Genomic DNA, 23,141 nt, shown 5'->3' with positions numbered 1-23,141 from the left:
GGAAAGGGAGAAGGCCATGCGCCGTCTTATCGCCGCCTTCCTGATCGTGCTCTGCGCCCTGCCGTCCCTCGTCCTGGCGCAGCAGGAGGAGGAGAGGCCGGATTTCGCGACCGACACGCTCGCCATAGAGACGGCGTCGGGCGAGAGCCATGGGTTCGATATCGAAATCGCGCGTACCAACGCGGAGCGTGGCTATGGCCTGATGTTCGTGCGCGAGATGGCGCCGGATCGCGGTATGTTGTTCGATTACGGGCGGGAGCAGCGCGTCTCCATGTGGATGCGCAATACCTATGTCCCGCTCGACATGCTGTTCATCGAGAAGGATGGCGAGATCGAAAGCATCATCGAACGCGCCGCCCCTCACACCCGCACGCCGCGCCCGTCCAAGGGCCGGGTGCTGGCGGTCCTGGAACTGAAGGGCGGTACGGCCCAACGTCTCGGGATAGAGCCCGGGGACCGCGTGCTGCATGCGATGTTCGGAACGGCGGTCACCGATTAACCTTGCAATCATGCGCGAATGGGCGCATGTACCGCCCATCAGGCCAGCCGCAAGCGCACGTCGCGCTTTATTCGTCGGTTCAATCCTCGATCAAGTGTTCGATGCGGTGGCCCTTCATGAAAACAATCCCGTTCCATCCAAGTGCGCGTGGATGACGGCCCTGGACGCCGGTGATCCGCGTCCCGCCGCGTGACGGTCCATTCGGGACCGGCCGGGTGGGCGATCTGCGTAATACGCCGGATGGCGACCCGAGATATGGGCGCCGTCGGATCGTGCTTGGTGTTGGAAAGACGATAGATAAAGTGACCGATATCTCCTTCAAATCCCTCGGCCTGATTGAGGACCTGCTGCGCGCGCTCGCCGCGGCGGACCACAAAAACCCCACCCCCATTCAGGCGCAGGCGGTTCCCGTCGTGCTGGAAGGCCATGACGTCCTGGGTATCGCCCAGACCGGCACCGGCAAGACGGCGGCCTTCACCCTGCCGCTGCTGCAGCATCTCGTCGCCGACAAGGCGAAGGTGCATCCGAAGCGTCCGCGTGCGCTGATCCTGGCGCCGACGCGCGAACTCGCGCTGCAGATCGACCAGTCGGTGCGGACCTATTCCAAGTTCCTCAATATCCGCCATTCCGTCGTGATCGGCGGCGTCAGCCAGCATGGCCAGGCGAAGGCGTTGAGCCGGGGTGTCGATATCCTGACCGCCTGCCCGGGCCGGTTGATGGACCTGATGAACCAGCGTTTGGTCGCGCTCGACGATGTCGAATATCTGGTGCTGGACGAGGCCGACCGGATGCTCGACATGGGCTTCGTGCGCGATGTCAGGAAGATCGTCGCGGCGACGCGTTCCGACCGCCTGACGCAGTTCTTCTCCGCCACCATGACGAAGGAGGTGGAGACGCTGGCCGCCGAGATGTTGCACGAGCCGCGTCGGATCGAGGTGACGCCCGCCTCCGTTCCCGTCGAGCGGATCGAGCAATCCGTGGTCTTCGTCGAGGGCTCGAAGAAGCGCGGCCTGCTGAACGAGATGCTGAACGACAACGCGATGAGCCGCGTGATCGTCTTCACCCGTACCAAGCACGGCGCCAACAAACTGGCCCAGCAACTCGACCGCGATGGCATTCCGGCCGACGCGCTGCACGGCAACAAGAGCCAGTCGCAACGCGAACGTGCGCTGGCCCGCTTCCGCCGGGGGCAGGCGCGGGTGCTGGTGGCGACGGATATCGCCGCGCGGGGCATCGATGTCGACGGCGTCAGCCATGTCATCAACTACGATCTGCCGATGGAGCCGGAGGCCTATGTCCACCGCATCGGCCGCACGGCGCGGGCCGGCAATGACGGCCGCGCGATTTCCTTCTGCGGGCCGGATGAGTTCGGCAAGCTGACGGATATCGAGAAGCTGTTGAAGCGCGCGCTGGTCGATCCGGCGAACGATCCCCGTCCGGCCAGGGGCCAGGGCGGTGGCGCCAAACCGGGCAAGTCCGGCCGGGGCAACCGTCGCCGTCGTGGCGGCAAGGGCGGCGATGCGAATGCGGCCGGCGGCGGCAACGGCAATTCGGGCAACATGCAAAAGCAGGCCCGCCCCCAGAACGCCAAGCCGGGGCAGAAGCCGGTGCGCAAGGCCGATCGTCCGAATGCCGGACATCAGCAGAACGCACCCAAGGCGGAGAATGCCGGCGATCGTCCGCGTCGTCGTCCGCGTCACGCGGCCTGATGCGCGGGGGGCATGCGCCCCCTGATCTGCGCGGAGGGTATGCGCCCCCTGATCCTCTCGACTGTCAGGCCGGCGGCGGGCGCCGCCGGCCGAACAGCCGGTCGAGTGGCAGGACCGTGGCGAGCCCCACGGTGATCAACAGGAAGCCGGCCATCTCGACGAGGCCGAGCGGCTCGCCCAGGAAGGCCGCGCTCAACCCCATGCCGACCAGCGGCACGGCCAGCACCGCGAGCGAGGCGAAGGCCATCGAGGTGATCTGGAGCATGGTGAACCAGATCCACATGCCCGTCGCCTGACTGATCAGCGAGACGCCCAGGGTCGCGAGCAGCGGCCCCGTCCCGACGGCCCCGACCCAATCCAACGGCTCCAGCACGAGCGCGAGCGCCGTCAGCGGAATCGCGCCGATCGCCAATTGCCACGCCGCGATCGGCATGACGGGGCTTTCGAAGCGAACTTCCTTCTGAAGCGTCGATCCGATGGACCAGGCGATCGCGGCCGCGGTGATGGCCAGGATTCCCGTCGGCATTCCCCATGCCGTCTCGGCGGCGCGGCCGACCGCGCCCTCTATCCCGTCCCAGGCCATCAGCAGGATCGCGCCGACCCCGGCGACGACGCCCAGCACGCGGCGTTTCAGGATCGGTTCCTTCAGGAACAGAACCCCGATGATGAAGGCCCATAGCGGCATGGTATAGGCCAGCAGCGCCGCCCGCCCCGCCGGCAACAGGGTGACGGCCAGCGCCGAGAAATAGAACCAAGCCGTCACATTGATCGGCGCGCACAGCAGAAGGCGCCCCCACTCGTCCCGCCGGGGCAGCACCGTCCGGTAGCGCGCCGCGGTCGCGATCATCAACGCCGCGCCGGCGATCACCGCCGTCAGGGCCCGGAAGGTCAGTACGGGAATCTCGGCCGTACCGATCTTCATCATCGGCCATGTCGCGCCCCAGCAGCAGGCGAGGAGCGGAAGCAGCACCCACGCGCGGCGTGGGATCGAGGCAAAGGGCGAGGACATCGGGCGATCCGCCGTGAAAGGGAAGGAACCTCCATCGCCGCCCGTCACGGAGGCGGGTAGCGCCATGTATCTCCCTCTTCCGGGCGCGGCGGAGGAGGGAAGGGGCTGAAAGCGGTGTGCGCGCTCAGGCGCCGGTGAAGGCCTGCAAGCCCGTCTGCGCGCGGCCGAGGATGAGGGCATGGATATCGTGCGTGCCCTCGTAGGTATTCACCGCCTCCAGGTTCATGACATGGCGGATCACGTGATATTCGTCGGAAATGCCGTTGCCGCCGTGCATGTCACGGGCCTGCCGGGCGATATCCAGCGCCTTGCCGCAGCTATTGCGCTTGATCAGCGAGATCAGTTCCGGCGGGCAGCTATCCTCGTCCTTCAGGCGCCCGGCGCGCAGGCAGCCCTGCAGACCGATGGCGATTTCCGTCTGCATATCGGCGAGCTTCTTCTGGATCAACTGGTTGGCGGCGAGTGGCCGGCCGAACTGCTTGCGATCCAGGGTATAGTCCCGCGCCTGGGTCCAGCAGAATTCCGCCGCGCCCAGCGCGCCCCAGGCGATGCCGTAGCGCGCGTTGTTGAGGCAGCCGAACGGCCCCTTGAGGCCGCTGACATTCGGCAGCAGGTTCTCTTCCGGCACGAAGACGTCGTCCATCATGATCATGCCGGTGATGGAAGCGCGCAGGCTGAACTTGCCCTCGATCTTCGGTGTCTCCAGCCCCTTCATGCCGCGTTCCAGGACGAAGCCGCGAATCGCGCCGTCCTCCGTCTTCGCCCAGACGACGCAGACATCGGCGATCGGCGAATTGGTGATCCAGTTCTTGGCGCCGGAAATCTTGTAGCCGCCATCGACCTTCTTCGCCCGGGTCGCCATGTTGCCGGGGTCGGAGCCGTGATCGGGCTCCGTCAGGCCGAAACAGCCGACCCATTCGCCGCTGGCGAGCTTGGGCAGGTACTTCCGGCGCTGTTCCTCCGTGCCGTAGGCATGGATCGGATGCATGACGAGGGAGCTTTGCACCGACATGGCGGAGCGATAGCCGCTGTCGACCCGCTCCACCTCGCGCGCGACGAGACCGTAGGTCGTGTAATTGACCCCGGCGCAGCCATATTCCTCCGGGATCGTCATGCCCAGCAGGCCGAGCGCCCCCATCTCCGTCATGATCTCGCGATCGAAGCGCTCATGCCGGTTGGCCTCCAGCACGCGCGGCATCAGCTTTTCCTGGCAGTAGGCGTGCGCGCTGTCCCGGATCATCCGTTCCTCCTCGGAGAGCTGGTCCTCCAGCAGGAACGGGTCCGCCCATTCGAAGTGGGCCTTCTTGCGATCGCTCATCTCGTCTCTACTCCCCGCGCGGATCTAAGGTCGGTGCCGGTCGGCGACCCTTGATATTTCAAGCTTGAAATATTGGCAATCCCGACTGGACGGAGGATAGGTCATGGGGCGGGGGCGGGAAAGCCTCGGGCGCGCTCCGCGTCTTTCCCGAAACGCGGTCGTGGGATCGTCTTTTCCCTTCGCCGGGAAGGAACGGCGGACATACACTGCCGCCCATGGCCAAGCACGCACCCCATGCCGATCCCTTCATCCTGCCCCAAGGCGCGATCATCGAGTTCGTGGGCCAGGGTGGCTATGTGAAGGTTTCCGCCGTCGATCCGGTGACCTTCGAGGAAGTGTCGATCGTCGGCGACCCCGCCGTCGCGGAGAGCGAGCTCAGTCGTCTCGTCGTCCGCAAGCTGGAACGCATGGTGGAGCGCAAGCATGCCGACGCTGTCGCCCGCCGCCGGGGACGCGGCGGCGCCAACCGCCGCCCCGACCCGCCGAGCGGTTGGGATCTATAGACGACGACGCGCAGCGGGGGATGCCCACCATGCGCCGTCAATCGTAGCTGAGATCCGTCGCCTTGCCCCGGAAGACATAATAGCTGAAGGCCGAATAGCCGGCGATCACCGGCAGCACGAAAAGCGTGCCGACCAGCATGATGGCGAGGCTCTCCGGCGCGCTGGCGCTGTCGTAGATGGTCAGGCGATCCGGTACGACATAGGGGTAGAAGCTGTAGGCCAACCCCGCGAAGCACAGCACGAACAGCGCGATGGCGATGGCGAAGGGGCCGAGACTGCCCCGGTCGTCGGGGGCCGGCAGGCGCGCCAGTTTCATCATCAACCAGATGAAGAGGCCGGTCGCCAGCATCGGCAGCGGGGCCAGCAGCGCGATTTCCGGAAAGCTGAACCATTTGTCGAAGATGCGCGGGCTGACCAGCGGGCTCGCCAGGGAGATCGCGATGAAGCCGGCGGCGACGAACCAGGCCAATCGCTTCGCCCAGGCGACCGCCTTGCGCTGCAGCGCGTCCTCCATCTTATGGATCAGCCAACAGGCGCCGATGAAGGCATAGCCCGCCGTCAGGCAGATCGCGGTCAGGCCGGCGAAAGCCAGCGTCCAGGCGGTCACCTCCAACCCCATGATATAAAGGCCGAGCATGAAGCCCTGCGACAGCCCCGTCATCAGGGAGCCCACCAGGAAGGCACGGTTCCAGTACCGCTTGTGCGGCGGCCGGACCTTCGCCCGGAAATCGAAGCTGACACCGCGCAGGATCAACCCGATCAGCATCAGCGCGACCGGCACGTAGAGGGTCGAGAGGATCACCCCGTGCGCCACCGGAAAGGCCACCAGCAGAAGCCCGACCGCGAGCACGAGCCACGTCTCGTTCGCGTCCCAGAAGGGGCCGATGCTGGCGATCATCCGGTCCTTCTCGCCATCGTCGGCGGCGACCGCGAACAGCGTCCCCACGCCCAGGTCGAAACCGTCGAGCACGACATAGATCAGGATCGAAAGCCCCATCAGGGCGGCGAAGGTGAAGGGCAGCCATTGATTGGGGTCGGCCAGGAAATCGCTCATCCTCTCCTCCCTTTTGTCATTCCGCCGGATCGGGGTGGTAGCCGTCGGGCTGGTGCGCGCCGGGCAGCGCGACCGGGCTGCGGTCGCGGCCTTCCTCGTTGCCGCCGGATTTCCGGGCGATATGCGCGATCGTCCCGATATAGGCCAGGATCAGCACTGCATAGACGGCGAGATAAAGGGTGAGGGAGCCCGCGATCACCGGCGCGGCCACGTCGCTCGCCGCCTCCTCGGTGCGCAGCACGCCGGTCACCAGCCAGGGCTGGCGGCCGATCTCGGTCACGTACCAGCCGGCCAGGGTCGCGACCCAGCCGGAGAATGTCATGCCCACCAGCACCCAGCCGAGGGGGCGCGGCACCTCCCGGCGCCCGCGGAACAAGCGGAAGGCGGCGATCCAGGAGACGGCGAGCATCAGCAGCCCGATGCCGACCATGACCCGGAAGCCGTAGAAGACGGGCAGGACCGGCGGGTGAAGCGCCGTGCCGTCTTCCGCCACGAAATCCTTCAGGCCCGGCACCTCGCCGGCGGCCTCGTGGGTCAGTATCCAACTGGCGCCGTCGGGCACGGCGAATTCGAACAGGTTCTCCTGCGCGGACACGTCCGGATAGGCGAAGAGCAGAAGGGGAACGTTCGTTCCCGTCTCCCAATTGCCCTCCATGGCGGCGACCTTCTGCGGCTGATGCTCGAGCGTATTGAGGCCGTGCATATCGCCCGCGAGAATCTGCAGCGGGATCAGCACGGCGGCAACGGCGACGCCGGTTTTCAGCGCCGCCATGACGCTCGGCTCCCGGCGGCCGATCAACCAGCGGAAGGCGGAGACGCCGGCTACCAGGAAGGCGGCCGTCAGCCCCGAGGCCAGCAGCATATGTACCAGCCGATAGGGCATGGAGGGGTTGAAGAGGATCGCGAGCCAGTCGGTCGCGTGCGCGACGCCGTCGCGCATCTCGAACCCGACGGGGGTATGCATCCAGCTGTTCAATACCAGGATCCAAAAGGCCGATACCGTGGTCCCCAGCGCGACCAGCACCGTCGCCATGGTATGGATCCAGGGTTTCACCCGGCGGAAACCGAACAGCATGATGCCGAGGAACACCGCCTCCAGGAAGAAGGCCGTCAGTACCTCGTAGGCCAGCAAAGGCCCGGCGATATTGCCGACGGTTTCCATGAAGCCGGGCCAGTTGGTGCCGAACTGGAAGCTCATCGTGATGCCGGAGACGACGCCCATCGCGAAACTGAGCGCGAAGATCTTCACGAAGAGGAAATAGCTCTCCATCCACTTCATGTCGCCGGTGCGGCTATAGGCGAGCTTGAAGAAAAGCAGAAACCAGCCGAGCGCGATGGTGATCGTCGGGAAAAGGATATGGAACGATATGTTGGCGCCGAACTGGATGCGCGCGAGCGTCAGGGCGTCGAGTTCCATGGCAGTCCTCGATTAGGTCAACCAAACCACCTTTTCTAGAGGTAGACGCCATCCTTAGGCCGGGCAAGTCCTCGAAGTAGGCACAGTGACGCAGGCTCGCGGTGCCCCGGCGCTTGAAATCCGGGGTCGTCTATTCTGTTATCGCGTCTTCTGAACCAAATAACGGGCGGTGGAGCGAGGCGTTGACGGCGACCTTGGACGCGGCGGAGGCGGCGGTGCGCGCGGGCGAGATGGCGCGTGCTCGCGCGCTTTACGAGGCGGTCGAGGATCGCGATGGGGGCAGCGCGCGGCTCCATTACGGGCTGGGCTTCATCGCGCTGCATGCGGGCGAGGCGGAGACCGCGCGCGACCGGCTGGAGGCATGTCTGCGGTTGGACCCCGAGCACGCGAAGGCGATGGCGGCCCTCGGCTCCGCGTTATTGGCGATGGGGGAGCCGGCGGCGGCCCTGGCGCGGTTCGAGGCGGCGCGCGCCCGCGCGCCGGGCGCCAACGCGGCGATGAATGTCGCGGTCGCGGCCTTGCGGGCCGGCGCCTATGACAGGGCCTTGCCGGCGCTCGACGCGCTGGCCCAGGAAACCCGCCTGGGCGCGCGGGAACGGGCGGAGGCATTCCGCCTTCGGGCCGAGGCGCTGGGCGGTCTCAACCGGCTGGAGGACGCGCTTGCCGCCGTGGCGAAGGCGCAAACCCTCGATCCGCAAGCCCTGGCGATCCACCGAACCGCCGGCACCCTGTTGCGCCGTGCGCGGCGGGCGGAGGAGGCGCTGCGGCATCTGATGGCGGCGTGGGACGGCGGGTCGCGGCAACGCGCGCTGGCGCTGGAGATCGCGGCCACCCAGCAGGCGTTGCGCAATGGTGCCGGGTGCCGTGAATGGCTCGACCGCGCGCTCGGCACCGAACGCGGTGTTGAGGGGGAGCGCGAGGTCGCCGCCCTTTGGGCTCGCGCTGCCGGGCTCCACGAACGGGAGAACGATTTGGCGGCGGCCAGCGCGGCGGCGGACAAGGCCCTCTCCCTCGATCCGAAGGACCGTGTCGCGCGGCTGATGATGGCGGTGCTGGCGCGGCGCGGTGGCGAGATGGACAGGGCGCGCGGACTGATCGACGGGCTGCTGGTGGAGGCTGGCGCGGCGGAGAGCATGGGTCTTCAGTTCGAGGCCGCGCGCCTGGCCGAGGCGACCGGCCGGCCGGCCGATGCGCTGGAGCATGCCGTGCGGGCCAATGCACTGGCGGCGCGTCCGCCGCATGTGGTCCGTATGCGCGGCGACCGGGCCGCGCGGTTGGAGGCGATGGAGGCCGCGCTCGCCGCGATCGAGCGCATGAGCCTCGTCCAGCGCGCCCCGCCCCCACCCGCCCCATCACCGCCCACACGCGCACCGAAGGGGCCACGGCCTGTCTTCCTGATCGGAATGCCGCGTTCCGGCACGACCCTGGTGGGGGACCGGCTTGGTCGGCATGCCGCGGTGACGGTGGCGGTGGAGACGTCGGCGATCGAGCGCGCCGTGGCGCTGGTCGAGAAGGAGACGGGCAAACGCTATCCCGACTGCGTCATGGCGCTTTCGTCCGAGTTGGCGGCGCGCGCGCGGGAGACGGCGCGCGAGGCGTGGCGCCAGCGCCTCGGCACCGCCTATGAGGCGGCGGCCAGCGCGGACGGCGCCCTGTTGCTCGACCAGCATCCGTTCAATGCCGAGCGGCTGGCGATGATCACCGCGCTTTATCCCGGGGCGCCGATCCTGCGCCTTGTCCGCGACCCGCGCGACGTGGCGCTCAGTTGCTTCCTGCAGGATTTCCGCCTGACGGCCGCGACGGCGCCCTTCGTCGATCTGGAAGAGGCCGCGCATATGGTCGCGCGGCTGGAGGCGATGCTGTCCGACCTCGTGGCATGCACCGGCGCGCATATCGAAACCGTGGTCTTCGAGGATCTGATCGCCGATCCCGTGCGCGCCTTCGCGGATCTGCAGCGCGCCCTGAATCTACGGCCCGATCCCGCCATACTCGACGAGGCGGCGGACATGGGCGCGGCGCGAACCGCGAGCTATGCCCAGGTGGCGGGGCCGATCACGGATCGCGGCGTGGGGCGCTGGCGGCGCTACGCCGGGATACTCCCTGCGGGCTGGACGGACATTCTGGCGGAAACGGCCGAACGGCTAGGCTATCCGGCCGGTTGAGCGTCCCTCAGTGCGCGGTGCGGCCGCCGGCGTCGCTGTTCCGGCCGAGGCCGATCTTCTTCGCGAAGGCCGAGCGTTCGGCGGCGTAATTCGGAGCGACCATCGGATAGTCCGGCGGCAGGCCCCATTTGGCGCGATACTCCTCCGGGGTCAGCCCATAGGCCGCGCGCAGATGTCGTTTCAGCATCTTGAGGCGCTTCCCGTCCTCGAGGCAGACGAGGTAATCGGGTGTGACGGACCGGTTGATCGGGATCGCCGCCTTGCGGGGGGCTTCCGGTTCGGCTTGCGCGGTCGTCACGCCCTCCGCATGGCGGTCGAGACAGCCATAGACCGACCGGATCAGGCCGGGGAGATCGCCGGCGCCGATATCGTTCCGCCCCGCATAGGCCGCGACGATCCGTGACGTCATCGTCAGCAGGTCGGCACGCGTCGGACGCGTGTCCCGATCCAACTCCACATCCTGCATGCTCTACCCCCCTCGATCAGACTGCTCGTATCCCGCCCAACGGAGTCGAATTCAAGCAGAAACCAGTAATAAGCGCAATTGGATATCGGTCTTCCAAGTGATCCTGGAAAATTCCGACGAAATAATGCTGAGAAAATCTAAATATCGGGAGAAACCTGACTCCTGTCACTACATCATGTGGTGGTGCATCGAAACATCTCATCCAATTCGACCTCGTGACGGACCTTGGAGACTCGCCTCGCGTCAAGACGAGGGGGAGGCGCTACTCAAGGAGTGGTGGCTTGTGCTGTTCGATCGCACGAGGATTGGTAGGACGGACTGGAATCGACGGGTGGCCTATGCTAATCGAAGGAGGGCAAGAGGGGACGATGACCTGGGGCGGTGCTCGCCCAATCCGTGAAGCTCGACCCTTCCGATCCCGGCTCCTCGGCCGGACCGGATTGGGTGCGTCGCGTGGCATGACGCGCCGGAACCGATCGGTGACGCGGGCGTGATGGCGGTTTGGCGGGCCGTGGGTTAGGAGGAGGGCGCGCCGGCATGGAACGCGCCGGTGGATATGCCCGGCGGATATGACGGGGGTGGCCGGCAGCCTCGCCGACAAGGTGCCGGACGGATTTCTCCAGTGAAAGGCAAGACGACGTTATGGCCAGTGCAACCGCGACCGATCTTTATGGCTTCACCGGGTTCTTCGACAGCCCGCTCGAGGAGAGCGACCCGGATGTGTTTCGTGCCCTTACCGGGGAATTGACGCGTCAGAACGATGGGATCGAACTGATCGCGTCCGAAAATATCGTCAGCCGGGCGGTGATGCAGGCCGTTGGTTCCGTTAACACCAACAAGTACGCGGAAGGCTATCCCGGCCGGCGCTATTATGGTGGGTGCGAGTGCGTCGATGTGGTCGAGGACCTCGCGATCGAGCGCGCCAAGAAGCTCTTCGGCTGCGACTTCGCCAACGTCCAGGCGCATTCGGGCGCGCAGGCCAACCAGGCGGTTTTCTTCGCGCTGATGCAGCCGGGGGACACCTTCCTCGGCCTGTCGCTGGATGCCGGTGGCCACCTGACCCACGGCGCGGCGCCGAACCAGTCGGGCAAGTGGTTCAATGCCGTGCAATATCATGTGCGCGAGGACGATGCGCTGATCGATTTCGACGAGGTCGAGCGTCTGGCGAAGGAGCACAAGCCGAAGGTCATCGTGGCCGGCGGGTCCGCCTATCCGCGCGTCATCGATTTCAAGCGGTTCCGGGAAATCGCGGATTCCGTCGGGGCCTATCTGATGGTCGATATGGCGCATTTCGCCGGTCTCGTCGCGGGCGGGGTGCATCCCAACCCGCTCGACCATGCGCATGTCGCGACATCGACGACGCACAAGACCCTGCGCTGCACGCGCGGCGGCCTGATCCTGACCAATGACGAGGCGCTGGCGAAGAAGATCAATTCCGCCATCTTCCCCGGTCTTCAGGGCGGTCCGCTGATGCATGTGATCGCCGGCAAGGCCGTGGGGTTCGGAGAGGCGCTGAAGCCCGAGTTCAAGGCCTATGCCCAGGCGATCGTGAATAACGCCAAGATGCTGTCCCAGACGCTGGTCGCGGGCGGTTTGGATATCGTCTCCGGCGGTACCGACACGCATCTGATGCTGGTCGATCTGCGGCCGAAGGGTTTGACCGGCAATATCGCCGAGAAGAGCCTGGAGCGTGCCGGCATCACCTGCAACAAGAACGGCATTCCCTTCGATCCGGAGAAGCCGATGATCACCAGCGGCGTGCGCCTGGGTACGCCGGCCGGCACCACGCGCGGCTTCGGCGAGGCGGAGTTCCGTCAGGTCGGCCAGTTGATCATCGAGGTGCTGGACGGCCTCGCCGCCAATCGCGAGGACAATGGCGCCGTGGAAGCGTCCGTGCATGAGCGCGTGACCGCGCTGTGCCGCCGCTTCCCGCTCTATGATCGGCCCTATGGCTGAGACGCATTCCGCCACTGGTAAGGACATCGGACGATGAAGTGCCCGTTCTGTCAGCATGACGACACGCAGGTGAAGGACTCCCGCCCGACCGAGGACAACTCGGCGATCCGGCGGCGCCGGCTCTGTCAGAATTGCGGTGCCCGCTTCACCACCTTCGAACGGGTGCAGCTTCGCGAACTGACCGTCATCAAATCCGGCGGGGTGCGGGAGCCCTTCGACCGCGACAAGCTCATCCGCTCGATGCAGATCGCGCTTCGCAAGCGGAACGTCGAATTGGAGCGGGTGGAGCGTGTCGTGAATTCGATCGTGCGCCGGCTCGAATCCTCCGGGGAGAGCGAGATTCCGGCGCAGACCGTCGGCCAACTCGTGATGGAGGCGCTGCTCCAGCTCGATCAGGTCGCCTATGTCCGCTTCGCCTCGGTCTATAAGAACTTCCGGGAGGCCAAGGACTTCTCGGAGTTCATCGAGCGCGACGTCGAACGCGACCGGGAGCGGATCGGACCCTTGGACGATTGACGCGAGATCCGGGGGTGCCGGGGCATCCTCGGGGCCCTGATCCGCGACGATTGGCGCGTGGTTCTTCTTGGGCGGGTTCGTCATCATCCACTCTGTGACGGACGATGGTGGAGAGCGGCGGGCGATGGCGGCGCGTATCCCGATCCTTATAATTGGGGCGATGTTCCTGCTTGCGGTGTCGGCGGGTGTCGCGCGCGCCCATCCGCATGTCTGGATCCTGGCCGAGGCGGTTCTGACCCAGACGGATGGAAAAGTGACGGGCGTACGCCTCGACTGGTCCTTCGATCCTTTCTTCAGCACCGTGCTTTACGAGGATTTCGACTGGAACGACGACGGTCGTTTCGACACGGAGGAAAGACGGGCGATGCGCGACGGGGCCTTCGCGGGCCTGTCGGCGGTCGGCTGGTTCACGGATGTCCGGGTTGATGGGGAGCCCTGGCCGGTACGCGCGACCGACGATTTCGATGTTCGGATCTCTCCGGATGACGGGACGGTGACCTACGAACTGACGCTGGCCTTCGATGAGCCGACCGATCCGGTGGCGACGTCGGTCACGCTCTCCCTCTACGATCCGGAGTATTATATCAGCCTCGAATTCGCGGAGAAGGCCGCGCCGGTCCGCGTGGTGGAGGATGCGCCTTTCTCCTGCGTCGTGACCATCGGGCGGGACGAGAGCACGTCTCTCTATTACGGTGCCTTCAATCCGCCGCTGGCTCGCTTCGACTGCGCGCCCGCGCGGTCGTGAGCGGAGAACGGGAACCCATGCGCCATGCGGTCCTGGCGGCGATCATTTTGACAGTCCTCGCGCTGTCCGGCGCCGTGGGCGCGCCGGCCTCGGCCACCTCCTTGCTGGGCGCGGGGCAGGAGGGCACGGCGCCCGCGACGGCGGAAAAGGCGGACGGGCAGGGGACGGCTCTGGGTGGCACGCGCTCTTCCCAGGGGTGGGTCGCGACGTTGCCGGGCCCCCTCCGCGATGCGATCGCCTGGACCGCGCGCCAGCAACTGGCCTTCAACCAAGCTCTGCGCGCGCACATCGCCGCCTATCACGAACAGGGGGCGTTGCTGCCGGCGCTGGCTTTGATCGGGCTCAGCTTCCTTTATGGCGTCTTTCATGCGGTCGGGCCGGGACATGGGAAGGCGGTGATCTCCACCTATTTCCTGGCGCGGGAGGCGACGATCCGGCGGGGGCTCGCGCTCGGCGCGCTGATCGCGGCGATCCAGGCCGTTTCGGCGATCGTGATCGTAGGCGGATTGGGGCTTGTCCTGGCGGGCAGCCGCACGGCGATATTGGGGGCCATGCCGGTGGTGGAGATGGTCTCCTATGCGTTGGTTCTGGCGCTCGGCCTCGCCATGACCTGGGCGGCCCTGACGGGGCGCGAGTGCGGTCACGATCATGGACATGGAGGGCACGATCATGATGGGCACGACCACGACCATGCTTGCGGTCATCACCATCACGGGCATGCTCACGCGCACGGGCATCACGACGAGGCGGCGGCGCGCCTCGGGTCGCGCTGGGAATATCTGTCGGCCGCGGTCGTCGCGGGGCTCAGGCCCTGCACGGGTGCGCTGATCGTGCTCTTCTTCGCGCTGGGCAACGGCATATTCCTGATCGGCGCGCTGTCGGCCGTGGCGATGGCGGTCGGCGTCTCGATCACCATTTCCGCCATCGGGGTGGCGGCGATCCTGGCGCGCCGTGGCTTGCTGCGCGTCGGCGCGATCGGGGCCGGGGAGGGGCGCGCGGCGGCGCGTGTGGCGCTGTCGATGCGCGTCCTCGCCGTGACGGGAAGCCTGGCCGTCGCGGCGGTCGGCGCGTTGCTTCTGATGGGGGCGGCGAGCCGGGGCGGGGCGCTCTGAGGCGCTGTCAATATCTTGCGTGAGCGGCGCCGATCGCTACACTATCCGGTAGCCAACGGGAGCTTCCGACCATGACCGACGAGATGACCGGCCCCGCCAACGAGGTGCGGCGCGCGCCCTTCGACGAGGCGTTGAGCGAACGCTATCTGGCCTATGCGCTCTCCACCATCACCAGCCGCTCGCTGCCGGATGCGCGCGATGGGCTGAAGCCGGTGCATCGCCGGCTGCTCTACGCCATGCGGGAATTGAAGCTGAACCCGCAGACCGGCTTCAAGAAATGCGCGCGCATCGTCGGCGACGTCATGGGTAAGTATCACCCCCATGGCGACCAGGCGATCTATGACGCGATGGTGCGCCTCGCGCAGGATTTCGCGGTGCGCTATCCGCTAGTGGACGGGCAGGGGAATTTCGGCTCGATCGACGGCGACAATCCGGCGGCCATGCGCTACACGGAAGCGCGCCTGACCGCGATCGCCGAGTTGATCCTGGACGGCATCGACGAGGATGCGATCGATTTCCGCCCGACCTATGACGGGGAGGGGGAGGAGCCGGTCGTCCTACCCTCCGGTCTGCCCAACCTGTTGGCGAACGGTGCTTCCGGCATCGCGGTCGGCATGGCGACCTCGATCCCGCCGCATAACGCGGCGGAACTGACGGATGCGCTGATCCATCTGATCAAGCATCCGAAGGCGACGATCGAGAAGCTGGTGGAATTCATCCCCGGGCCGGATTTTCCGACCGGCGGCGTGCTGGCGGAGGATCGCGAGACCGTCACGGAGGCCTATGCCACTGGCCGCGGCAGTTTCCGGGTGCGCGCCAAATGGCATGTGGAGGACCTCAAGGGCGGTCAGTATCAGATCGTCATTACCGAGATTCCCTATCAGGTTCAGAAATCCCGGCTGGTGGAACGGATCGCCGAACTGGTGATGGACCGCAAGATCGCCATGCTGACCGACATTCACGACGAGTCGGCGGAGGATGTGCGCATCGTCCTCGAGCCCAAGTCGCGCAATGTCGAGGCCGAGGTCCTGATGGAAACGCTGTTCCGTCAGACCGACCTGGAAAGCCGCTTCTCCCTCAACATGAACGTGTTGGTTGATGGCGGGAAGGTGCCGAAGCTCGTCAATCTGCGCGAGGCGTTGCAGGAATTCCTCGATCACCGGCACGAGGTGCTGGTGCGCCGGTCCGAGCACCGCAAGGCGCAGATCGAGCGGCGGATGGAAATCCTCGAAGGTTATATCATCTGCTATCTCAACCTGGATGAGATCATCCGCATCATCCGGGAGGAGGACGAGCCCAAGAAGGAGATGATCCGGCGCTTCGAACTGAGCGAGCTTCAGGCGGACTCGATCCTCAATATGCGCTTGCGCTCCCTGCGCAAGCTGGAGGAGATCGAGATCCGCAAGGAGCACGAGAAACTCGCGGAGGAACTGAAGGGGCTGATCGCGCTTCTCGGGGACGAGGGGCTGCGTTGGAAGCGCATCGCCGGGCAACTCAAGGATTTGAAGAAGACCGTCGGTCCCGATACCGACATCGGCCGCCGCCGGACCGTCATCGCGCAGGCGCCCCAGGCCGTGGAGGTCCCGCTGGAAGCCATGATCGAGCGCGAGCCGGTCACCGTCGTTTGCTCCAGGAAGGGTTGGATCCGCGCCATGAAGGGCCATCTGGCCGAGGATGCGGAGATCAAGTTCAAGGAGGGGGACGGCCCCGGCTTCTTCCTTCATGCGCAGACGACGGACAAGCTGCTGGTCTTCGCGACGAACGGGCGCTTTTATACGGTCGGCTGCGACAAGCTTCCGGGCGGGCGCGGCAATGGCGAGCCGCTGCGCCTGATGCTCGACCTATCGAACGAGCACGATTTCGTCCAATTGCTCGTGCACGATCCGGCGCGCACGCTGCTCGTCGCCTCGACCGACGGCCGCGGTTTCCTGGTCAAGGAAACCGAGGTCGTGGCCCAGACCCGCAACGGCAAGCAGGTGCTGAACGTGGCCGACAAGGCGGAGGCCGCCTTCTGCCGCGTGGCCGAGGGAGACCATGTCGCGGTCATCGGCAAGAACCGCAAGTTGTTGCTCTTCGCGATCGAGGAACTGCCGGAGATGACGCGCGGTCGTGGCGTGATGCTTCAGAAATACCGGGACGGGGGGATGAGCGACGTGAAGTTCTTCCGCAAGAAGGAAGGCCTCACCTGGCGCATCGGCGACCGCACCCGCACGGAGATGGATCTTACCGGCTGGATCGGTAAGCGGGCCCAGGCGGGCCGCATGCCGCCGGCGGGCTTTCCGCGCTCCAACAAGTTCGATTGAGGGTAGGGACCTCGCGCCGTTCGTTATCCGAAACTGGTGCCGAACAGCGCGCTCGGCAGCCATGTGGCCAATGTCGGGAAAGCCGCGATCAGGCCCAGCGCCAGAACCTGAATCAACACGAAGGGCACCGCGCCGCGATAGAGATCGGTGGTCGCGATCGCGTCCGGCGCCGCGCCGCGCAGATAGAACAGCGCGAAGCCGAAGGGCGGCGTCAGGAAGCTGGTCTGTAGGTTGATGGCCATCAGGATGCCGATCCAGATCGGGTTGATCGCCTCGATCGCCAGCAGGATGGGCGCGACCAGCGGCACCACGACGAAGGTGATCTCCACGAAATCCAGGAAGAAGCCCAGCACGAACATGATCAACATCACGATCAGCAGCGCGCCGTGAAAGCCGCCGGGCGCGGCCGACAACCCCTCGCGCACCAATTCCTCCCCGCCCAGGCCCCGGAAGACCAGACTGAAGAGCGACGCGCCGATCAGGATGGTGAAGATCATCGCCGTGATCTCCATCACCGTGCGGTTGACGGATATCAGCACATCCGTTGCCCAGGCCCGCCAGAGCGCCACCGCGAGTCCCCATAGGAGAACGAGGCTCGCCCCGACCGCCGCCGCGATGGCGATGCCGTCCTGAAGGGGCACGCTCTCCCGCTGCCAGCGCAGATCGAAGGCCGCGCGCAGGAGCAGGAGGAGGAGAACCGCCCCGCCCGCCGCCAGGATGGGGCGTTGGCTTCCCGCAGGGTCGAGCGCGCGCAAGCCCCGCGCGAGCCATCCCAGCCGCGCGGCCAGCGCCCCGCCCACAAGGCCGAGAAGCAGTCCGGGCAGTGGCGCCGCCGCGATCCAGTCGCCCAGGATCGCGCCGGTGACAAGGCCGCAGAAACCGCCGGAAATCGTCGTGACGAGCGTCCCCTGTTCGTGGTCGGGGCAGGGGGGCTCGCCCGCGTCTTTCCCGCCGTTCTCACCATTGGGGCGCAACCGTAGCCCGGCCAGCAGCGTCGCGCCGACGGCGCCGACGGCGGCCGCCTCGCTGGGCGTGGCGGCGCCGGCCAGGATGGTGCCCAGCACCGCGACGATCAGGACCAGCGGCGGCGCCAGGGCCCGCAAGGCCCGGCCGACCGCTGGGGTTCCCGATGCGCCGGCGCTCATGCCGCCGGCAGGGGCGATCGAGGGTGCGCTCGCCGGGCTCACCCACGCGACGCCAATCTGATAGAGGATATAGAGGCCGACCAGCAGCAGGCCGGGGATCAGGGCGCCGGCGAAGAGATCGCCGACGGAAAGCGGCTCCGGCGCGAAATTGCCGATGGAGCGTTGCGCCTCGATATAGGCGTTGGAGAGTTGATCGCCGAGGATCACCAGCACGATCGACGGGGGAATGATCTGCCCCAGCGTCCCGGCCGCGCAGATCGTGCCGCAGGCGAAGGGTTTGGCATAGCCGTGCTTCAGCATGGTCGGCAGGGATAGGAGGCCCATGGTCACGACCGTCGCGCCAACGATTCCGGTCGAGGCGGCGAGCAGCATGCCGACCAGCGTTACCGAAATGCCGAGGCCGCCGCGCAACCGCCCGAATAGCGCGCCCATGGCCTCCAGCAGATCCTCCGCGACCTTGGACCGCTCCAGCATCACGCCCATGAAGATGAAGAGGGGGACGGCGACCAGCACCTCATTCCAGACGATCCCACCGAACAGGCGGCTGGGCAGCGCGCCGAGGAAGGCCGGATCGAAGACACCCGCGCCCCATCCGATGAAGGCGAAGATCAGCGCCACCCCGGCCAGCGTGAAGGCGACCGGGAAGCCCGCCAGCAGCGCCGCGCAGAGCGCGGCCAGCATGGCGATATCGAGATAGGGGCCAACCGTCATGCGCTCACTTTCCCTCCCGGGCGGTGCCGTGCCGGGAGGGGCGGGCGAGAACCAAGCCCGCGCGCAGCAGCGAGGCGACGGCTTGTAGCAACAGCAAGCCCGCGAAACCGAGGATCGCCGATTTCAACAGGAAGCGCGCCGGAATGCCGGAGACCTCCGGCGAGCCTTCGAGGCTTTGCCAGGCGGACGCGACATAACCCCAGCCGGTGCTCCATATGACCAGTGCCACGGGTATCAATAGGACCGCCGTGCCGATCAGATCGACGAGCGCCCGGCCGCGCGGGCCGAAATTCCGGTGGAAGAGATCGAGCCGGACATGGCCGTCGCGGCTCAACGTATAGGCGGCGCCGAGCAGGAGAAGGGTGCCATGGAGATAGAGCACGGCCTCCTGCGCAAAGACCGATCCGGCACCGAAGATATAGCGCATCAGCACGATACCCGCCTGAACCAGGACGAGCATCAACGCGCACCACCCGACAACCGCGCCGATCGAACGGTTCACCCGGTCGATCGCGTCGGCAAGCCCTGAGACGAGAGCGGCCGGGCCCATGTCCCGGGGCGCGGTCGAGGGGGAGGGCGCCCGATGGCGCATCGCAACCTCCGGCGGTTCGGACAAGGACGCGGGCCGGACACCGCCCAGAATATCCGGTCGGTGCCCGGCCCGTGTTCCATTCAATTCGCCCTATACCATCGGATACGGGCTGTTCCGTCCAGCCTTCCCTAGAAGTTGACCGAGATATCCCGGTGCACGGAATTGCAGTCAGCGACATAGAGGGCGACACGGCGCGGCAGACGCTCCAACAGGCGCAGACCGATCGTATCGCGGACCGCCTCGTCATAGGCGATGACCTTCGGCAGAAGCTGCTCGGCCGCCTGGGAGCGCCAGGCGATTTCGTCCTCCAGCATCGTCATTGCCTCGCCGTGGAGCGATAGGGCCTCTTCCGGATCCGGGGCGCTGGAGCCGGATTCTCGAATTGCCCGGCGCATGTCCGACAGAAGGGTCGCCAGATCGTTGGTTCCCTCCAACTCGCGCACGGCGGCGAGTACGTCGCCGATATCTTCCTCGGCGGACGCGAAATCGCCGGCCTCGACCGGTTGGCTCAGGGCGGCGACGTCCTCCCGCATGGCCGCCAGCGCGTCCCCGTCGCGCAAGGTGCGCTTCAGGACCCCGATCGGCTCATAGGCATTGTCCACGGTCCGTCGATAGTTGAGATAGGCGCGCTTCTCCTGGGCGAGGAGCTTTTTCATGTCGGCCCGTGCCTCGTCCCAACGCGGCGGGATGTTCGCCAGCATCGCCTCGCGGTCGGCCTTCAACGACTCGAGTTCCTCTTCGAGTTCCGCGATACGCTGTGTCTGATCCGGGCTATAGCGTTTGACGTTGTCGAGTTCCTGGCCCGTCTCCTCGATCAATTCCGCGTCGCGGCTGGCGATGCTCTGCAGGCGCCGCACTTCGTCGCGCAGCGGCTGGTAGTCGATCTTGGCTTCCTCGATATGCGCGCTTTCGGCCCGGGCCTCCTCCATCGCGGAGAAGGATTGTCCGGCCAGATTGATCGCCTCGGCGACGTCTCCCGCCAGATCCTCCGGCAGGAGGGTTAGATCCCACCCCTCCGCCGAGGCGATGGCGGCCCGGATTTCGTCTCCGTCACGGCTGAAACGCATCGAGACGTAATCCTCGATACAGGCCTGGAGCCGGGGGTTCTTCGGCGGTGGCGCGGTCTCTGAAAGCAAGGATATCCGGGTGGGCAGATAATTCACCAGGGCCGGATAGGACCCAACGATGACCAGTGCCAGAAGCTGCAAGGCGATGAAGGGGACGACCCCCTTGTACATCTCGACCGTCTTCACGGCCTTCGAGGCCACGCCACGCAGATAGAACAGCGCGAAGCCGAAGGGGGGTGTCAGGAAAGATGTCTGGATGTTGAGCCCGATCATCACGCCGAGCCAGACGGCGGTGATATTGGCGCCGGGGTCGGCCAACAGGATCGGCGCGACGATCGGCACGACCACGACCGCGATCTCGATGAAATCGAGGAAGAAGCCGAGGACGAAGATCACCGCCATGACGATGATGAACTGGGTCCAGAAGCCGCCGGGCAGGCCTTGTAGGAATTCCCGCACCAGCTCCTCGCCGCCAAAGGCGCGGAAGGCGGCCGTCAGCATCGCCGCGCCCAGCAGGATGATAAAGACGAGCGAGGTGGTCTTCGCCGTCTCGATCAGGACGCCGCGCAAGGTGTCGTCCACCTTCAAGGTGCGCCAGAAGCTCCAGGCGACGGCGAAAAGGAAGACGATCACCGCGATCGTGGCGGCGACCAGCGCCAGCACGTCGACCGACGTCTGGATCGACTTCACATTGACCATGTGGACGGCGGTGATGGTCAGGATCACACCGGCCGATACGACCGCCAGGATCGCCGGATAGAAGGCGCCCTTCCTGCCGTCATAAAGTCGGTAGCCCGCCATGACGGTCGCGCCGACGGCACCGATCGCGCCCGCCTGATTGACCGTTGCGATACCCGCGATGATCGAGCCGAGCACGACGAAGATCAGTGTCAGCGGCGGCACCAGGGCGATCGCCACCCTGCTCCAGAATTGCCGGTCGAAACCACCTTCCTTCGGTACCGGCGGAGCGGCCTTCCGATTGACGAAGGCGATCGCCAGGATGAAGACCATGTAGATCGCGACCAATACGAGGCCGGGCACCATCGCGCCCATGAACATGTCGCCGGCGCTGGTGGAGACGATGCCGAATTCGCTCGGCATCGAGAATTCGCCGGTAATGTCCTTGTACATCTGCGTGCGCACGGCGCCGGCCTGATCGACGGCGCTGGCGAGCTGATCCGCCAGGATGATCAGCACGATCGAGGGAGGGATGATCTGGCCCAGCGTGCCGGAAGCCGCGATCGTGCCGGTGGAGAGCCAGTTCGCGTATTTGTTCCGGATCATGGCGGGCAGCGAGATCAGCCCCATGGCGACGACGGTCGCGCCGACGATGCCCGTGGTCGCCGCCAGGAGCGCGCCCACGAAGACGACCGAGATACCGAGACCGCCGCGTACCGGACCGAACAATTGGGCCATGGAGATCAGCAGGTCTTCCGCGATCTTCGACCGCTGGAGCATGATGCCCATGAACACGAAGAGCGGGATCGCTATCAGGGTGTCGCGTTCGACCTCCCAATAGATGCCCCTGAAATTCGTGACCCCGGCGCTCAACCAATTGCTCGGCCCGCCTTCCGCGAAGTACGCGGCCGGATTGCCCTCGAACAGATAGCCAGTACCGGCGGCCAGAAGGACCGTGACGATGGCCGATCCCGGCAGCGAGAAGGCGACCGGAAAGCCGGACGCGAGCGCGCTCGCCATGATGATGACCAGAATGGCGAGAAAGAGCAGTTCCATGGCGTTCTCGTACAGTTTCTCCGCCCGCGAGAGCGGAATGACCCCAAACCCCTAAAAACGGTTTCGTGCCGAAAGAGCCCCCTCGACGGCACGAACCGCGATCATTGCCCCCCGGTCGGTGTGGTTTCGCGCTTGCCGGGGTCCCCACGCCAATCCGCGACACCCTCGACGAAGGTGCTGGTGAATTGGATCGCCATGGTGACGGCGAAGACGGCGAGGAAACTCGCCATCCAGTACTTCACATACATTCCGAAGCCGGATTGCGAGACCTCGAAGGACAGCATCGCGCTGTTCACGATGCTCGATTTCTCGCCCATGCCGAAATAGAGGACGACCCAGCAGAGCGCGAGCCCGAGCAGGACCGAACCGATCGCGTTCACCTTGCCCTTGGCGCGGTCGCTCATCCCGGCATAGAGCACGTCGACACGAACATGCCCATCGTCGAACAGCGTGTAGGCGCTGGCGAACAGGAACAGCGCGCCATACCAGAAGCGTACCAGATCACCCTGGAAGGCTTGCTCATAGGAGAAGACGAAACGGCCGATGACGATCACCAATTCCGCCAGGACGACGAGCAGCGCCAGCCATTGAAAGCCGAGCGTCCGTGTACGCAGCGCGAGCAGGAAACCGATGGCGACGAGCGGAATATGGATCCATGTGCCGCGATAGTGGGACCGGCCCAGTTCGCCGGCCAGCGCTTCACCCGTCAGCGCCGTCAAGAACCCCTCGACCCGCAGGAAGGATATCGCGGCATCCACGACGCCGATCAGAACCACGGACCAGAAGGCCGCGCGGATGATGAAATTGACGAGAGCCGACATCGCCGCGGCATCCGCCCGAAGACCGCGCCCCGGCGTGCGCGCGACGAAAATGATCGGCAGCACGATGGCGACGGCATAGGCCAGCAGGACCACGAAAGACCCGATGGCGCCATCCTCCCCGCCGAGCGCGGTCACACCCGGAATCCCGAGATAGATCGTCAATACGATATTGATCAGATAGGCGCCGAGCAGCGCGACGGAGACCCAACCGGCGGCGCGTACCGCCAGGACCTGTCCATTTCCGCCGGCGGGTGTTTCGCCGTTTCCGGTCTGTGCGGTGGCTGCGTCCATGATCCTTCCCA

General features: G+C 66.0%; 18 protein-coding genes. 9 read left to right on the top strand and 9 right to left on the bottom strand.

Annotated features, from left to right (window positions below):
- Positions 1–16 precede the first annotated feature (16 nt).
- Positions 17–499 carry a DUF192 domain-containing protein gene (locus KAJ83_RS02965; RefSeq protein ID WP_210680513.1) on the top strand — a complete coding sequence of 161 codons (483 nt, stop codon included), beginning with the start codon at positions 17–19 and terminating at the stop codon, positions 497–499.
- Positions 500–801: 302 nt separating this feature from the next.
- Positions 802–2,208 (top strand): DEAD/DEAH box helicase, encoded by a 1,407-nt coding sequence (locus KAJ83_RS02960; protein ID WP_343221924.1) that lies wholly within the window; start codon positions 802–804, stop codon positions 2,206–2,208.
- A gap of 64 nt (positions 2,209–2,272) precedes the next feature.
- On the opposite strand, the gene KAJ83_RS02955 is transcribed toward KAJ83_RS02960, so the two are convergent.
- Positions 2,273–3,217, bottom strand: a complete 945-nt coding sequence (locus KAJ83_RS02955) for a DMT family transporter (protein WP_210680512.1) — start codon at positions 3,215–3,217, stop codon at positions 2,273–2,275.
- A 124-nt stretch (positions 3,218–3,341) separates the two neighbouring features.
- Entirely contained in the window at positions 3,342–4,535 is a 1,194-nt protein-coding gene (locus KAJ83_RS02950; RefSeq protein ID WP_210680511.1) for an acyl-CoA dehydrogenase, read from the bottom strand.
- Between the two features lie 215 nt (positions 4,536–4,750).
- Here KAJ83_RS02950 and KAJ83_RS02945 point away from each other — a divergent pair, with 215 nt between their 5' ends.
- The gene (locus tag KAJ83_RS02945; protein ID WP_210680510.1) at positions 4,751–5,038 is read left to right on the top strand and encodes a DUF6898 family protein; all 288 of its coding nucleotides are present in this window, start codon (positions 4,751–4,753) and stop codon (positions 5,036–5,038) included.
- A gap of 37 nt (positions 5,039–5,075) precedes the next feature.
- On the opposite strand, the gene KAJ83_RS02940 is transcribed toward KAJ83_RS02945, so the two are convergent.
- Both KAJ83_RS02940 and KAJ83_RS02935 read right to left on the bottom strand, forming a co-directional pair.
- Complete coding sequence (locus tag KAJ83_RS02940; RefSeq protein WP_210680509.1) at positions 5,076–6,092, bottom strand: cytochrome d ubiquinol oxidase subunit II; 1,017 nt, start codon at positions 6,090–6,092, stop codon at positions 5,076–5,078.
- A 16-nt stretch (positions 6,093–6,108) separates the two neighbouring features.
- Positions 6,109–7,509: a cytochrome ubiquinol oxidase subunit I gene (locus KAJ83_RS02935; protein ID WP_210680508.1), complete on the bottom strand. Its 1,401-nt coding sequence runs from the start codon at positions 7,507–7,509 to the stop codon at positions 6,109–6,111.
- Positions 7,510–7,691: 182 nt separating this feature from the next.
- On the opposite strand from KAJ83_RS02935, the gene KAJ83_RS19475 reads away from it, so the two are divergent.
- On the top strand, positions 7,692–9,671 hold the full coding sequence (locus KAJ83_RS19475) for a tetratricopeptide repeat-containing sulfotransferase family protein (RefSeq protein WP_210680507.1): 1,980 nt from the start codon (positions 7,692–7,694) through the stop codon (positions 9,669–9,671).
- Between the two features lie 7 nt (positions 9,672–9,678).
- Here the strand turns inward: KAJ83_RS19475 and KAJ83_RS02925 are convergent, their stop codons facing one another.
- Positions 9,679–10,137 (bottom strand): Ros/MucR family transcriptional regulator, encoded by a 459-nt coding sequence (locus tag KAJ83_RS02925; RefSeq protein ID WP_210680506.1) that lies wholly within the window; start codon positions 10,135–10,137, stop codon positions 9,679–9,681.
- 642 nt (positions 10,138–10,779) lie between these two features.
- On the opposite strand from KAJ83_RS02925, the gene glyA reads away from it, so the two are divergent.
- The 5 genes from glyA to parC all read left to right on the top strand — a co-directional run bounded on the left by glyA (position 10,780) and on the right by parC (position 16,769).
- Complete coding sequence (glyA, locus tag KAJ83_RS02920; protein ID WP_210680505.1) at positions 10,780–12,093, top strand: serine hydroxymethyltransferase; 1,314 nt, start codon at positions 10,780–10,782, stop codon at positions 12,091–12,093.
- A gap of 33 nt (positions 12,094–12,126) precedes the next feature.
- Entirely contained in the window at positions 12,127–12,609 is a 483-nt protein-coding gene (gene nrdR, locus KAJ83_RS02915) for a transcriptional regulator NrdR (protein ID WP_210680504.1), read from the top strand.
- 124 nt (positions 12,610–12,733) lie between these two features.
- Positions 12,734–13,354: a DUF1007 family protein gene (locus tag KAJ83_RS02910; RefSeq protein ID WP_210680503.1), complete on the top strand. Its 621-nt coding sequence runs from the start codon at positions 12,734–12,736 to the stop codon at positions 13,352–13,354.
- A 17-nt stretch (positions 13,355–13,371) separates the two neighbouring features.
- The gene (locus KAJ83_RS02905; RefSeq protein WP_210680502.1) at positions 13,372–14,466 is read left to right on the top strand and encodes a nickel/cobalt transporter; all 1,095 of its coding nucleotides are present in this window, start codon (positions 13,372–13,374) and stop codon (positions 14,464–14,466) included.
- Between the two features lie 71 nt (positions 14,467–14,537).
- Positions 14,538–16,769, top strand: coding sequence for a DNA topoisomerase IV subunit A (gene parC, locus KAJ83_RS02900; RefSeq protein ID WP_210680501.1), 2,232 nt, complete (start codon positions 14,538–14,540; stop codon positions 16,767–16,769).
- A 23-nt stretch (positions 16,770–16,792) separates the two neighbouring features.
- Here the strand turns inward: parC and KAJ83_RS19200 are convergent, their stop codons facing one another.
- From KAJ83_RS19200 to KAJ83_RS02880, 4 genes are all read right to left on the bottom strand, one after another.
- The gene (locus tag KAJ83_RS19200; RefSeq protein WP_246484163.1) at positions 16,793–18,625 is read right to left on the bottom strand and encodes a TRAP transporter large permease; all 1,833 of its coding nucleotides are present in this window, start codon (positions 18,623–18,625) and stop codon (positions 16,793–16,795) included.
- Positions 18,626–18,629: 4 nt separating this feature from the next.
- A complete protein-coding gene (locus tag KAJ83_RS02890; protein WP_210680500.1) occupies positions 18,630–19,217 on the bottom strand; it encodes a TRAP transporter small permease subunit in 588 nt (195 codons plus the stop codon).
- Between the two features lie 128 nt (positions 19,218–19,345).
- Positions 19,346–22,018, bottom strand: a complete 2,673-nt coding sequence (locus tag KAJ83_RS02885) for a TRAP transporter large permease (RefSeq protein WP_210680499.1) — start codon at positions 22,016–22,018, stop codon at positions 19,346–19,348.
- 101 nt (positions 22,019–22,119) lie between these two features.
- Positions 22,120–23,130 carry a TRAP transporter small permease subunit gene (locus tag KAJ83_RS02880; RefSeq protein WP_210680498.1) on the bottom strand — a complete coding sequence of 337 codons (1,011 nt, stop codon included), beginning with the start codon at positions 23,128–23,130 and terminating at the stop codon, positions 22,120–22,122.
- Positions 23,131–23,141 lie beyond the last annotated feature (11 nt).

This window comes from Marivibrio halodurans (assembly GCF_017963645.1).
Classification (GTDB): domain Bacteria; phylum Pseudomonadota; class Alphaproteobacteria; order UBA8366; family Aestuariispiraceae; genus Marivibrio; species Marivibrio halodurans.
Note: the sequence above shows the minus strand (reverse complement) of the source record. Positions and strands in the feature narration are given on the sequence as shown.